13 protein-coding genes are annotated in these 14,107 nt (G+C 57.8%); 12 read left to right on the forward strand and 1 reads right to left on the reverse strand.

Annotation, left to right across the window (positions count from 1 at the left end; genetic code table 11):
• Nucleotides 1-111 precede the first annotated feature (111 nt).
• Genes AC3CHX_RS17460 through AC3CHX_RS17470 form a run of 3 tightly spaced genes read left to right on the forward strand, consistent with a single transcriptional unit; the run spans nucleotide 112 to nucleotide 4,564 of the window.
• Nucleotides 112-2,487, forward strand: a complete 2,376-nt coding sequence (locus AC3CHX_RS17460; RefSeq protein ID WP_488629297.1) for a xanthine dehydrogenase family protein molybdopterin-binding subunit — start codon at nucleotides 112-114, stop codon at nucleotides 2,485-2,487.
• Nucleotides 2,484-3,323, forward strand: a complete 840-nt coding sequence (locus tag AC3CHX_RS17465; protein ID WP_488629298.1) for an FAD binding domain-containing protein — start codon at nucleotides 2,484-2,486, stop codon at nucleotides 3,321-3,323. The genes AC3CHX_RS17460 and AC3CHX_RS17465 overlap by 4 nt, the downstream gene beginning before the upstream one ends.
• Nucleotides 3,320-4,564, forward strand: coding sequence for a xanthine dehydrogenase family Fe-S subunit (locus AC3CHX_RS17470; RefSeq protein ID WP_488629299.1), 1,245 nt, complete (start codon nucleotides 3,320-3,322; stop codon nucleotides 4,562-4,564). Before AC3CHX_RS17465 ends, AC3CHX_RS17470 begins: the two co-directional genes overlap by 4 nt.
• A 24-nt stretch (nucleotides 4,565-4,588) precedes the next feature.
• Here AC3CHX_RS17470 and AC3CHX_RS17475 read toward each other — a convergent pair whose 3' ends face one another.
• Complete coding sequence (locus AC3CHX_RS17475; protein ID WP_488629300.1) at nucleotides 4,589-5,491, reverse strand: LysR family transcriptional regulator; 903 nt, start codon at nucleotides 5,489-5,491, stop codon at nucleotides 4,589-4,591.
• A 141-nt stretch (nucleotides 5,492-5,632) separates the two neighbouring features.
• Between AC3CHX_RS17475 and AC3CHX_RS17480 the strand changes: the two genes are divergently transcribed.
• The 9 genes from AC3CHX_RS17480 (at nucleotide 5,633) to gfa (ending at nucleotide 13,895) form a co-directional block, all read left to right on the forward strand.
• On the forward strand, nucleotides 5,633-6,778 hold the full coding sequence (locus AC3CHX_RS17480) for an NAD(P)/FAD-dependent oxidoreductase (RefSeq protein WP_488629301.1): 1,146 nt from the start codon (nucleotides 5,633-5,635) through the stop codon (nucleotides 6,776-6,778).
• A 100-nt stretch (nucleotides 6,779-6,878) separates the two neighbouring features.
• Entirely contained in the window at nucleotides 6,879-8,123 is a 1,245-nt protein-coding gene (locus AC3CHX_RS17485; protein ID WP_488629302.1) for a Rieske 2Fe-2S domain-containing protein, read from the forward strand.
• Between the two features lies 1 nt (nucleotide 8,124).
• Complete coding sequence (locus AC3CHX_RS17490) at nucleotides 8,125-8,595, forward strand: aromatic-ring-hydroxylating dioxygenase subunit beta (RefSeq protein ID WP_488629303.1); 471 nt, start codon at nucleotides 8,125-8,127, stop codon at nucleotides 8,593-8,595.
• Nucleotides 8,596-8,603: 8 nt separating this feature from the next.
• Complete coding sequence (locus tag AC3CHX_RS17495; RefSeq protein WP_488629304.1) at nucleotides 8,604-8,942, forward strand: non-heme iron oxygenase ferredoxin subunit; 339 nt, start codon at nucleotides 8,604-8,606, stop codon at nucleotides 8,940-8,942.
• Nucleotides 8,943-8,975: 33 nt separating this feature from the next.
• Nucleotides 8,976-9,203: an FAD-binding oxidoreductase gene (locus tag AC3CHX_RS17500; RefSeq protein ID WP_488629305.1), complete on the forward strand. Its 228-nt coding sequence runs from the start codon at nucleotides 8,976-8,978 to the stop codon at nucleotides 9,201-9,203.
• A gap of 32 nt (nucleotides 9,204-9,235) precedes the next feature.
• Nucleotides 9,236-10,231: a GlxA family transcriptional regulator gene (locus AC3CHX_RS17505; protein ID WP_488629306.1), complete on the forward strand. Its 996-nt coding sequence runs from the start codon at nucleotides 9,236-9,238 to the stop codon at nucleotides 10,229-10,231.
• A 191-nt stretch (nucleotides 10,232-10,422) separates the two neighbouring features.
• Entirely contained in the window at nucleotides 10,423-11,529 is a 1,107-nt protein-coding gene (locus tag AC3CHX_RS17510) for an S-(hydroxymethyl)glutathione dehydrogenase/class III alcohol dehydrogenase (protein WP_488629307.1), read from the forward strand.
• Between the two features lie 308 nt (nucleotides 11,530-11,837).
• Nucleotides 11,838-13,312, forward strand: a protein-coding gene (locus tag AC3CHX_RS17515) for an IS3 family transposase (RefSeq protein ID WP_488644718.1) whose coding sequence is annotated in 2 segments (ribosomal slippage) — nucleotides 11,838-12,266 and nucleotides 12,269-13,312 — 1,473 coding nt in all. Because the reading frame shifts where the segments join, the coding sequence is not laid out codon by codon here.
• Nucleotides 13,313-13,367: 55 nt separating this feature from the next.
• On the forward strand, nucleotides 13,368-13,895 hold the full coding sequence (gene gfa, locus AC3CHX_RS17520) for an S-(hydroxymethyl)glutathione synthase (protein WP_488644851.1): 528 nt from the start codon (nucleotides 13,368-13,370) through the stop codon (nucleotides 13,893-13,895).
• Nucleotides 13,896-14,107: the final 212 nt, after the last annotated feature.

Here is a 14,107-nt window from a genome sequence, read left to right on the forward strand (position 1 = left end):
CTTGCCGCGCATGACTCAAGATTGCCAGGGGTGCTTGTTGCGTGACTAGCAGCGGCACCATGGTTTGTATGCCCATCAACGGGCACAGTGAGTGATTAGAGGAGCAGGCCAATGTCAGGACAAGGTGTCGGTGCGCGCGCCCTGCGCAAGGAAGATGATCGCTTGATGCGGGGACGCGGTCAGTTTGTTGCGGACATACGTCTGGCTGGAATGCAGGATGTCGCGTTCGTGCGTAGCCCGCTCGCTCATGCGGGAATTCTGGGCGTCAATATTCCAGATGTCCACCGGAAAGACGTCTATACCATCGAGCAGCTCGCTACAGTCAAGGCGATCAGGTCGGTATCCGGGTTGCCGGGCTTCAAGGTTTCCGAGCAGCCGGTGCTGGCACGCGGCAAGGTGCGGCACGTGGGTGAACTGGTCGCGATGTGTGTTGCTGCCACAAGAGCCGAAGCGGAAGACATCGCGGCAACCGTCAGGCTTGATCTCGATGAGTTGAGCGCCGTTCACGACATGCTGGCTGCCCGCCGGAGTGACGCGCCCCTGCTGCACGAGGCATGGTCGGATAATGTCTTTCTCGAAACAAACGTCAACATCGATATCGCGCAGGTACGCAATGCCCCGATTCAGGTTACCCGCGAAATCAGGACCTCGCGCCAGTCCATGGCGCCGATGGAAGGGCGCGGTGTGGTCGCCTACTGGGATCATCGCCTCGAGCAGCTCGTCGTCTATACTTCGACGCAGATGCCGCATATCGTACGAACCGGCTTGTCCGAATGCCTCGGCCTCGACCAGGGCCAGATCCGGGTCATCGCGCCGGATGTCGGCGGTGCATTTGGCTACAAGGGTATCTTGTTGCCAGAGGAAGTGGCGCTAGGCTGGCTCGCGATGCAGCGCGGTCACCCGGTACGCTGGATCGAGGATCGGCGCGAACATCTGACAGCGGGCGCCAATTGCCGCGAGCATTTCTACCGCATTACCGGCTATGCCGACAATGACGGGCGCCTGCTCGGCATCGATTGCGAGGCAACCGTCGATTCCGGGGCCTATTCGTCCTACCCATTCTCAGCCTGCCTGGAAGCAGCGCAGGTCGCCAGCATCTTACCCGGCCCGTATGACTTTCCGGCCTATCGCTGCAAAACCTATTCGGTGGCGACCAACAAGTGCCCGATTCTCCCCTATCGTGGCGTGGCGCGCACCGGCGTCTGTTTTGCACTCGAACTGGTATTGGATGCCATTGCACGGCAAGCCGGTGTCGAACCGTACGAGGTGCGGATGAAAAGCCTGGTACGGCCCGAGCAGATGCCGTTTGACAACATCACTAACAAGCATTTCGATAGCGGAGACTACCCGGAAGCCCTGCGCCAGGCGATTGACGCAATCAACTACCCGGCCATTCGGGCCCGGCAACAATGCCCGGAAGCGGATGGTCGCCTGATCGGCGTCGGTATTTCAATCTATTGCGAGCAAGCGGCGCACGGCACCTCGGTGTACGCCGGCTGGGGCATCCCGATGGTACCGGGGTATGAACAGGCCACGGCGAGAGTGACGCCCGATGGCGGCCTGGAGCTGCGCATCGGCGCCCATTCACACGGCCAGAGCCTGGAAACCACGCTGGCACAGGTCGCCCATGAGATTCTCGGGATTGATATTTCGCGCGTGAAACTGGTGCACGGCGATACCGCTGTCACACCATACTCTACCGGCACCTGGGGTTCGCGCTGCATGGTGATGTCTGGCGGCGCCGTTTCTCGGGCTTGCCAGACCTTGGCAAAGCGCCTGATCCAGATCGCTGCCTGGATGCTCAAGACGGATCCGGATCAGCTGACAGTGCGCGACGGCTGCGTCGTGGGGCCCGCCGGCAGCCTGACACTGGCAGAAGTGGCCCGGACCTGGTATCTGCGGCCGCAGGACTTGCCTGCCGAAGTCAACCCGGGCGGTCTCGAGGTGACGGAAGGGTACAAGCCGATGCGCGACTCCGGCACCTTCGGCTATGGCGTGCATGCCGCACTGGTGGCGGTCGACCCCGAAACCGGCGATATCGAAATCCTCGACTACGTGATCGTCGAGGATGGCGGAAAACTGGTCAATCCGATGGTGGTCGATGGCCAGATCTATGGCGGAACCGCACAAGGCATAGGCACTGCATTGTATGAAGAAATGGCGTTCGATGCTTCGGCGCAGCCGCTCGCGTCTACCTTTGCCGACTACCTGCTGCCGGGGCCAACCGAGGTACCCGAGCCGCGCATTATCCATATGGAGACCGTGTCTCCGTATACCGAATTCGGCGTGAAAGGGGTTGGTGAAAGTGGCGCGATTCCACCGCCGGCCGCGATCTGCAATGCGGTCAATGACGCCTTGCGTCCGCTGGGTGCCGAGCTGCATATCTCGCCGATCACACCACGCCGCGTTCTGGAAGCGATTGCCAATGCCGCGATACACGCGCAGGCGCCGAAAGCATCTTCGTCCACCACCAAGGAGTTCGCATGAAGCCGTCACGGTTCGACTACGAACGTCCCGCCAACCTGGCCTCCGTCATCGCGCTCATGCAGCGCGATGATATTGTCGTCAAGATCCTCGCGGGAGGCCAGTCGCTTGGCCCCATGCTCAATCTGCGCCTGGTGCAGCCCGATCTGCTGGTCGATATCACCGGCATTCCCGAACTCAAGCGGGTCGAGCTCAGCGCCGATGCGATCACCATCGGTGCTTGCGTCACCCATGCCGATATTGAAGATGGCCGGGTTCCCGACGTGACCGGCGGCGCATTATCGAAAGTAGCCCGCGCAATTGCCTATCGCGCCGTGCGCAACCGCGGCACCATCGGCGGCAGCCTCGTCCATGCGGACCCGTCTGCGGACTGGATTTCAAGTCTGGCGGCAATTGGTGCCGAAGTACTGATCACTGGACCGGCTGGTCAACGCCGGCTGGCTATCGAGGATTTCATGACCGGCGTGTTCGAGGTCGCACTCGCACCAGGTGAAATGCTGGAAGCGGTGCGCATACCGCGCCTGTCTGCGAATGCGCGCTGGGGCTATTACAAGCTCTGCCGCAAAACGGGGGAATTTGCGCATGCCATCGGCGCGGTGCTTCACGACCCGGATCGGGCGGTGTGCCGGGTGGTGCTCGGTGCAACAGAGTCAAAGCCCATCGTCCTCACCGACGCACGTGCGCTGTTCAACAACGCAGCGCACGGCGGGCGGGCACGAGGACTTGATCTCGATGCTGCCAGACACACGCTCACCAGCGCCGGGATGACTGACCCGCTGGAGAATCAAATTCACATTGCCGCCTTGAAGCGCGCCGTTGACCGGGCTGAACTATCATGAAGACGATTAACTTAACCGTAAATGGAAAGAACGTCGCTGCCGCGACCGTCGAACCACGTACGCAACTGGCAGATTTCCTGCGCGACACGCTGAACCTTACAGGCACCCATCTGGGCTGCGAGCATGGCGTCTGCGGCGCTTGTACGCTGCTTATCGATGGCGTACCGGCACGCTCGTGCATCACACTTGCCGTCGCCTGCGACGGTGCCAGTATCACGACTATTGAAGGAATGGATGACGACGAGGTCATGCGCATGCTGCGTGCCGCGTTTTCGCGCGAACATGCCTTGCAATGCGGCTACTGCACGCCGGGCATGCTGGCCTCCGCGCGTGATGTGGTGCTGCGCATGCCGGATGCGAGCGAGCAGGATATCCGGTTTGCCATGAGCGGCAATCTATGCCGCTGTACCGGTTACGTGGGCATCATCAAGGCGGTGCAAAGCGTGATCGCCGAGCGCAAGGAAGCAGGCGTGGTATTGCCGGAAAATCCGCGCACCATATTGGGACCGGCTGGTTCCGGTCATGCTCAGCCCATGGCGAGCGGCAACACGGCATCTGCCGGGACGGCCAAGCCGGTCGCGGCACCGGCACAAAGGGCTGCGGCTGCCACGGCGGCGGCACCGGCCAATAAGGCCGGCGCGTCCGATACCGGCAAGCCACTGACGACATTGCACCAATCCTTCAGCGTCGACTTTCCGCGCGAGCAGGTCTGGGACTTCTTCGGCCGCCTCGGCGATGTGACAACATGCCTGCCCGGTGCATCGCTACTCGCCCCACCCACCGAGACCCATGTCGAACCGAAGCTTCGGATCAAGGTCGGACCGATCGTGGCCGAATTCGAAGGGGCTGCCGACGTAGTGCGCGATCCCGCGAACCACTCCGGGACAATATACGGCAGTGCCCGCGACACGAAGTCGAGTTCCGCAACCCGTGGCGAAATTCGCTACGACCTGATTGAAGAAAAAGGCGGCGCCGCGACCCGGGTCGAGGTCCAGGTCGGGTTCGCGCTGACCGGCCCCCTCGCGCAGTTCAGTCGTTCGAGCATCGTGCGGGACATTGCCAAGCGCATGACCGATGCATTTGCCGAAAACCTGCGCGCGCGTCTGAGTCGGACCGGCAGCGACATCGCGGATGGTAGCGCGGTGCACGCCCCGGCGGCTGAGCTCAATGCGGGAGCGCTTGTTTTCTCGGTGCTACGTGACCGGATAGTGGCGTTTTTCCGTTCGCTGTTTGGGCGCTAAGGCTTCAGCCGGTCGCCCAGGAAATCAGTCTCCGAACAGATCAAAGAACAATCCGCGCAGCCAGCGGTTGGCGGCATCCTCATGGAATCGTTCATGCCAGTATTGCTTGATCGAGTAAACCGGCAGCTTGACCGGCGGCGCCAGTAATTTGATATTGCCGGCGGGGAGATAGGACTCCGCCAGCATGGCCGGAATGGTCACGATCAGATCGGTATTAGCGACGATCAGCGGAATGGCCAGAAAATGCGTCACATGCAGCGCGATTCTGCGCTTGAGACCCTTTTCGGCCAGGACTCTTTCCACCACGTCGTGACCGGTTCCCGGAGCGGAAACGATTGCATGCGATGCCGCCAGGTATTGCTTCAGGCTAAGCCTGTCCTTGATAGTCGGATGATCCGGTCGCGTTACGCACACGTAAGATCGATTGAATAATCTTTGCTGGTAGTAGCCGGCGTTCAGGTCCGGGATGAAGCCGACGGCCAGATCCATTTCCCCGGATTCCAGCGCTTCCCGCATTTCCCTCACCGGTAACTGCACCGTCCTGATATTGAGTCCCGGCGCCACCGTGTTCAGCCGCCGCAATAGATCGGGGAGGAAAACTCTTTCTCCGATATCCGTCATGATCAGCTTGAAAGTCCGGGTCGATGTCGCCGCATCGAAATGCTTGTCCCGATTCAGCGTCTGCCGGATCAAATGAAGGGCATTTCGTATCGGTTCCGACAACTCCAGCGCGAACGGAGTCGGCTCCATACCGCGCGAAGTCCTGACGAAAAGAGGATCGCCCAGCACCTTTCGCAGTTTTCCCAGACATGTACTCATTGCCGGCTGCGTCAATCCGATGGCATCCGCTGCGGAGGTGACATTGCGCGTTACCAGCATGGCTTCGAAAGCAACCAGCAGCTTCAGGTCTAAATGGAGAATATCCAATTTTCTGTATACCTTCCATCAAAAATATGCGATTTACATATGATATGCCAAGGAATATATTCGTGCCAAGAGATAGCGCGATGAGCGCTGACAGTTTAATCAAACACAAAAAAACGGCAGTGCCGATTGGCGAAAAAAACCATGGATCCCATCGTAATCGTCGGAAGCGGTCTTGCAGGCTATTCGGTAGCCCGTGAATTCCGCAAACGGAACAAGATCGATCCGCTCGTGGTCGTGACAGCTGACGACGGACAGTTCTATTCGAAGCCGACCCTTTCCGAAGCCTTTCGCCTGGGCGTCCCGGTGTCGGAGCTGGCATCCAGGACCGCAGATGGAATGGCTGCCCAAATCAAGGCAGACGTACTGACGAAAACCCGTGTACGACACATCGATACGGTCGCCTGTTCGCTGTCAACAACTCAGGGAACCATCGCCTACAGTCAACTGGTTCTTGCCCTTGGCGCTGAACCGATACGGCTGCCACTCGCCGCAGCATCTCTGGAAAACATCTTCTCGGTCAATGACCTCGCAGATTACGCGCGCTTCCGGGCGGCGGCACGCGGCAGGAAAGTTGTTGCCATTCTCGGTGCAGGACTGATTGGCTGCGAATTTGCGAACGATCTGGCGCATGCCGGTTATCGGGTAAAAGTCATCGACATCGCTCCCGCACCCCTGAGCCGGCTTCTTCCCAGCGCCAATGGGCAGTTCCTGTTAAACGCCCTGCGGCAAGCGGGTATCGACTGGCATCTGGGCACCGGGGTGAGTGCCATCGAGCGACATGGGGATGGTGTCATCATCCGTTGTACCAACGGCGATGCGCTCGAAGCGGACATCGTGTTGTCGGCAATTGGCTTGAAGCCGCGTACCTCTCTGGTCCAGGACACGTCGATCCGGGCAAGTCATGGCATATCGGTCGACCTGGGTCTTCGGACCAGTGACCCTAAGGTGTTTGCGCTTGGCGATTGCGCCGAGGTAGGCCGGTTATGGCTTCCCTATATCGCACCGATCGGACCGGCTGCCAGAGTCGTGGCCGGCAACCTGGCGGGCGACGCTGCGCTGGTCCGCTATGCCGCGATGCCAATTATCGTAAAAACCCCGGCCTGCCCGACCGTGGTCTGCCCGCCTCCGCAGGGTGTGGAGGGAGAGTGGAACACTGCATCCGAAGACAGCGGCATGCAGTCGCTGTTCCGCGACGGCAGCGGCCTGTTGCGCGGATTCGCGTTGAACGGGACATGCGTCGAGCGGGCCTACACATTGGCGCAGTCCATGCCGATGTTGCTGGGATAACGAAGCGCATTCATCGATTCGCGGCTGCATCCGCACCTGCGTACGCGAGAAACATACGACAAGGCGTCAACAGACGTCGCATTCCATCCAAGGAGAAGGCATGAACCATCCACAACCGATTTCATTCGTCCGCCACTGGCGTGAACCGGGCTCGTCCCGCGTTCCCTACTGGATCTACACGGATCCTGATATTTATCGACGCGAGCAGGAACGTATCTTCAACGGCCCGCACTGGAACTATGTGGCGTTGACGGCAGAGATCCCGCATGTCGGCGACTTCAAGCGTACCTGGGTCGGCGAGCGCTCCGTGATCGTGGTGCGCGATGAGGAAGGTAATATCAATGTAGTGGAAAACCACTGTGCTCACCGAGGGGCGCAATTTTGTCAGGAACACTCGGGTAACCGGAAGGATTTTATTTGCCCGTATCACCAGTGGAGCTACGATCTTCAGGGCAATCTCCAGGGCGTGCCATTCATGCGCGGCATCAAGGGCAAAGGCGGGATGCCCGCGGACTTCAAGCGGGAGGATCACGGACTGAGAAAGCTCAAAGTGGCGGTACACAACGGCGTCATCTTTGCCAGCTTTCACCCCGATGTGCCGGACTTCAAAGAGTTTCTCGGGCCTACCATGCTGAAATACTTCGAGCGCGTGTTCGACGGCCGCGAATTGAAAGTTCTCGGCTACAACCGGCAGCGTGTTCCCGGCAACTGGAAACTGATCCACGAAAATCTTAAGGACTGCTACCACCCGGGATTACTCCATACCTGGTTCGTCAATTACGGACTATGGCGGGCGGACAACGAATCGCAGAATGTCATGGATGATCTGCACCGCCACTCCGCCATGGTGACGACACGCAACCAGGGCGGGAAAGGTGAGGCAACCACAGGCGTGAGCAGTTTCCGGGCGGACATGACACTGAATGACGGCCGCTTCCTCGATGTAGAGACGGAGCCGTGGTGGGATGGGCCAACGGCGGTAATTCAAAGCATTTTTCCAAGCGTGATCATGCAACAGCAAATCAATTCAGTTGCAGTCCGCCAGGTAATTCCGCGCGGTCCGCAAGCCTTCGATTACATCTGGACGCATCTCGGCTTTGCGGACGATACGCCGGAGATGACCGAGCGGCGCCTGCGCCAGGCCAACCTGTTCGGACCCGCCGGTTTCGTCTCCGCGGACGACAGTGAAATCATCGGACTTGTCGAAGAAGGCATGGCGCAGGATCCCGAATCCGAGACCCTCTGCGAGTTGGGTGGCCACGAAATCGCCGACACCGATACGCATATTTCCGAGACGCTGATCCGGGGCATGTACGAGTATTACCGCAAAGTAATGGAGGTCTGACATGGATGCAACAACACGTTTCGCGCTTCAGGACTTGTACGCTGACTACACACGGTGCGTCGACGACAGCCACTACGAAGAGTGGCCGGAATTTTTTACAGACGACTGCCTTTACCGGAATGTTTCACGCGAAAACTTCGAAGGAGGATTACCGATGTCGGCGCTGGCGCTGGAGAGCAAGGCGATGCTAAAAGACCGCGTCTACGGCGTTACACAGACGATTTTCCATGCCCCGTACTACCAGCGGCATATTGTCGGCATTCCGAAAGTCATCAGCGAAAGCGATGGGGTCATCGTTTCGGAAGCGAACTACCTGGTGATACGGACCAAACTGGATTCGTTTTCCGAAGTCTTTAACGCTGGCCGTTACATCGATACCATCGTCAGCGAAAACGGGCGATTGAAGTTCCGGCAGCGCATCTGCGTCTTCGATAGCGAGCTGGTGCCGAACTCCATCATTTACCCGATCTGAGGTGCCACATGTCTATCGTAAATCCAGATGTGGAGTGGCAGCGGGCAGCGGGCTTCGACGACGTGGTGGAAGGCGAAGTCACCGCCGCGAACGTGGGTGGGCAAAGTATTGCGCTCTATAAGGTCGAGGACGCGGTATATGCGACGCATGACATTTGCACACATGAGCATGCGCATCTGTCGGAAGGATATCTCGATGGCTGCGAGATCGAATGCCCGCTGCACCAGGGCCGCTTCGATATACGCACCGGCAAGGCATTGTGCCGTCCCGTCACCCAAGACTTACCGATCTATCCCGTGAAAATTGTCGGGAAAGATGTGTTCGTAATGCTGGGCATAACCCGATGATTCCGCCATATCGGGCTGTGTCTTCATGCCTTTTTGCAGCCTCTCCCGCTTGGCCTGATCTTCGCTATTGAACGCAATCACATCGACTATACGTTGCTGAGAAAATATGCCGGCTCGGTGTCCGCCGAGCACGGCATCGGCTTGCACAAGCGTGCCTGCTTGTCATATACACGTAGCCCGGAAGAAATCGACTGTATGCTACGCATCAAGCATGCACTTGACCCGGATGGCATCATGCATCCCGGCAAACTGTTTGCGTAATGATTCCGGCAACGAACCCAGGAACTCCCGCAATGAACGACGCCAGCCATGTCCTCACTGTCGATATCATCGTCTACCCCGGCTTCAAGGCGCTGGAGGCGATAGGTCCATTGAAGGTATTCGACTATGCCAACAAGTATCTGGGCTTGCGTCAACTGCCTGGCCGCTATGATGTATGCATTGCCGCCACACATATCGGCAGCATTTGCTCCGACACGTTAATGTCGCTGCAGGCAACGAAAGCAATCAGCACGCTCGCATTGCCAGACATCGCGATGATTGTCGGCACCCCGGACATTGAGGCGGCGCTGAAAAACACTCCTGAGATAGTCGAGTGGGTTGCCGCCATTGCCCCCAGAATCAGGCAACTCGCAGCGTTATGCACCGGCAGCTTCTTCCTGGCCGAAGCAGGCGTACTGAATGGCAGGCGCGCGACCACTCATTGGGGTGCTGCCGAACGATTAAAAAATCGCTATCCAGAGGTGACCGTCGATGCCGATGCGATCTTTATTCAAGACGGCAACATATGGACATCGGCTGGCGTGACGGCCGGAATCGATCTGGCTTTAGCGACCGTCGAAAACGATTTCGGTCGTGACATTGCGTTAGAGGTGGCGCGCGAACTTGTCGTCTATCTGAAGCGACCCGGCGGCCAGTCCCAATTCAGCGTTCATCTGTCAAGCCAGATGACCAGTCATCCGATGATACGAGAATTACAGAATTGGATACTGTCGCATCTGCAGGACGATCTGAGTGTGCCGCTGTTAGCCGCAAAGTCCGCCATGAGCAATAGAAACTTCACGCGGGTATTTCAGCGGGAAGCATCGATCAGTCCCGCCGAGTTCATAGAGAATGCGCGCTTCGAAATCGCCAGACGGCTATTGGAAGAGAATAAATCATCCCTGAAGTCGATCGCATTTAAGTCAGGCTTCAAGACAGAGGAAAGGATGCGCCGGGTTTTTCAGAAAAAGCTCGGGATTACGTCGTGTGCGTATCGCGAGCGCTTTTCGACTACTGCGCGATCTTGATCGCTAAGAAACTATTCAAAATCTTTTTGACAATTCCTCGCCTTGCCGCGCTGAGCAAAGCCAACTGCTCGGAACAATTGCATGCAAATGCAGACGTAATTGCAGCAATTTCGGCCAATATTCCCCCTGTTTTTATTTGCCTTCTTTTTCGTGTCGCAATATGCGTCTAATAAATATTACGGAACTGAATAATGAAAACGAAAGCCGCTATTGCATGGAAGGCCGGTGCGCCACTGACGATTGAAGAAGTCGATCTCGCGGGGCCCAAAGCCGGTGAAGTACTGGTCGAGATTAAGGCGACAGGGATTTGCCATACCGATTACTACACTCTGTCAGGCGCTGACCCCGAAGGGATTTTTCCTTCGATTCTGGGGCATGAAGGCGCAGGCGTCGTGGTCGAGGTCGGTCCGGGTGTCAGCACGCTGAAAAAAGACGATCATGTCATTCCGCTCTACACGCCGGAATGCCGTCAATGCAAGTTTTGCCTGTCGCGCAAGACCAATCTATGTCAGGCCATTCGCTCGACGCAGGGCAGAGGGCTGATGCCGGACGCCACCTCGCGTTTTTCTATCGATGGCAAACCGATCTTTCACTATATGGGAACCTCGACGTTCTCCAATTACATCGTGGTGCCGGAAATCGCACTGGCCAAAATCCGTGAGGATGCGCCATTTGACAAGGCCTGTTACATCGGCTGCGGTGTGACGACAGGCGTGGGTGCCGTGGTGTTCTCGGCCAAAGTCGAGGCCGGCGCGAATGTCGTTGTATTCGGACTCGGCGGCATTGGGCTCAACGTGATTCAAGGCGCCAAGATGGTCGGCGCCGACAAGATTATCGGTGTCGATATCAATCCGGGCCGCATCGAGATGGCGCGCAAGTTCGGCATGACCCATTTCGTCAATCCGAAAGAAGTCGAAAACGTCGTCGATCACATTGTCCAGTTGACGGATGGCGGTGCCGATTATTCCTTCGAGTGCATCGGCAACGTCACGACCATGCGCCAGGCCCTGGAATGCTGCCACAAAGGCTGGGGCCAGTCCTACATCATTGGCGTGGCCGCCGCGGGGCAGGAAATCAGCACGCGTCCGTTCCAACTGGTCACCGGGCGTGAATGGAAAGGATCGGCTTTCGGCGGCGCACGCGGGCGTACCGACGTACCGAAAATCGTTGACTGGTATATGGAAGGCAAACTGAATATCGACGATTTGATCACCCATACCTTGCCGCTGGAACGGATCAACGAAGGCTTCGATCTGATGAAAAGCGGCGAATCGATTCGGTCCGTCGTGCTGTATTGAGCGGGGTACGCCATGCTTGAACTGATCAGCGAGCACTTCACCATCGACGATTAAGTGCGGCCACGCCGTAACGTTATTGATCATTTCCATCCCATTTTATTCAACAGCCGTTTAACCATAAAACCCTCAAGGAGAAATTATTATGAATAGTGCAGTCAACATACATCCAGCCGTCGATAACGGATTGAAACCCGCAGTTCCCCCCGTGCCAATATAACTTGAGACACCTACCCAATTAATTTAGAGTACAACGGTAGGTTCCCAATATGCAAAACCGAAAGCAGCAGATTATCAACATAGCAGACGCCATTGCGCCGGAAGAAGCCACGCAAGGAGCCCGCAGGGCGACTGAAGAGGCTTCTTCCGGCGCGGCGCGGCCCAATCCCGAAGTCGTGGCAACGGCGAAACGGCGCTCCTTTTCCAAGGCCGAGAAGCAGCGCATTCTCATCGCCGCTGACGCTTGCGTCGCAGTTGGCGACATTGGCGCGCTGTTGCGCCGGGAAGGCATCTACTCGTCGCATCTGGCGACCTGGCGCAAGCAGCGCGACGCCGCGGAACAGGCACTTCTCGTCGAGCGCAAGCGCGGCCCAAAAATCAAACCGGGCGCGGCAGAGGCCCGTCTGGTGCTTGAACTGACGCGTGAGAATGAACGCTTGCGCAACAAGCTGGCCAAGGCAGACCTCATCATCGACGTCCAAAAAAAACTTTCCATTCTGTTAGGCCTGACCACGGCCGACGCGCCCAGCGAGCCCAAGTGATGAATGCAGCCATCAGCTTGTCCGCCGACGTTGGTTTGGCCCACGCCTGCCGCGCCTTGCATCTGCCACGCAGTGCGGTCTATCGCGAACGCCTGGCGCGGCGTGCCAGGATGATGCCGCCATCGTCCGCACTGACCATCCCGGCGCCAGCACGGCGCCCGCCGTTGGCTCTGTCTGGCGATGAGCGGCAGGCCGTACTCAACGCGCTCAATAGCCCGCGCTTCGTCAATTGTGCGCCAGCTGCCGTGTATGCCCAGTTGCTCGACGAAGGGTGCTACCTGGCATCGGTAAGGACCATGTACCGCCTATTGCAAGGCTGTACCGCCGTGCGCGAACGACGCAATCAGCTCAGGCATCCGGAATACACCAAGCCGGAGTTGTTGGCTGTGACGCCGAACCAGGTGTGGAGCTGGGACATTACAAAATTGAAGGGGCCAGTCAGGGGCACCTGCTTCCACCTGTATGTCATCCTCGACATCTTCAGCCGGTATGTCGTCGGCTGGATGGTGGCCGAGCAGGAAACCGCCGAACTGGCCGAACAACTGATTGCCGACAGTGCCGCGAAAGAATGTATCGTGCCTGGCATGCTGACCTTGCATGCCGACCGTGGCAGCAGCATGCGTTCCAAGCCTGTGGCCACATTGTTAGCCGATCTGGGAATCGTCAAATCGCACAGCCGGCCATATGTCTCCGACGACAACCCCTATTCGGAAGCGCAATTCAAGACCTTGAAATATCAGCCCGGTTTCCCGTCACGCTTTGGTTCGATCGCCGATGCAAGAGCGCACTGCGTACCGTTCTTCGCCTGGTATAACACCCAGCACCGGCACTCCGGGATCGGCATGATGACGCCGGAGAACGTCCATACGGGCCGCGCTGCAGAAGTGCGCCAACAACGGCAGATCACGCTAAGCGTGGCGTTTCAGCGCAACCCAAATCGTTTCAAGAGCCGGCTGCCGCAACCACACAAACTGCCCACTGCCGCTTGGATTAACCCACCAACCAGGGAGAAAAACGCTGCTTGATACTGAGATTTAGACTCTCATCGCATTCAAACTGGTGTTTCAAATCAATTGACACATTCCGGTTGCGGGATTTTCTGGCGGGACGCTTGTCTGCGCCTGCTCGACGCACAAGGTCGAAGTGGCGATCAAAGGTCAGTGTGCACACAATCACGTGTGTGGTTGTACAAAGTGCTGGAAACCGGAAGGCGCACTGTTTTCACAAGTAGCGGTGGTATCGCGCGATAACGTCAGCGTCATTGCAAACGCCGACAAACTGGCGGTGGTGGATGCGAACGCAACGATTCAACGGCATGCTTGCAAAGAGTGCGGTGTCCATATGTATGGCCGCATCGAAAATAAGGCGCACCCATTCTACGGCCTCGATTTTATCCATACCGAGCGTTCCAGCGAAGAGGGTTGGGCACCGCCGGAATTTGCCGCATTTGTTTCATCGACTATCGAATCGGGTGCAAGCCCGGATAACATGGGCGCGGTCCGGGCACGGCTGGTAGAACTTGGGCTGTCCCCTTACGATAGCTTGTCTCCAGCGCTGATGGATGCCATCGCAACGCACACGGCCAAAGCAAGCGGCGTACTGCAGTAACGGATGCCGGGTGTCGGCAGCGATCGCGAAATCCCCGAAAGCATTGTGTGTCAAGTCTAGGCAACCAGTCAGGAATGTTGTGTTGTGACATTCTGGCGAATGCTATCAATTAACCGGCGTTGTGTTCATTGGTTGCCAGGAGAGCAAGCCTTAGTAATGCGCACGCTGTTGTGCGCATTATTGCCGGCATTCATAAAAAATAAGATTTGCGA

Source organism: Glaciimonas sp. OK215 (assembly GCF_057787885.1).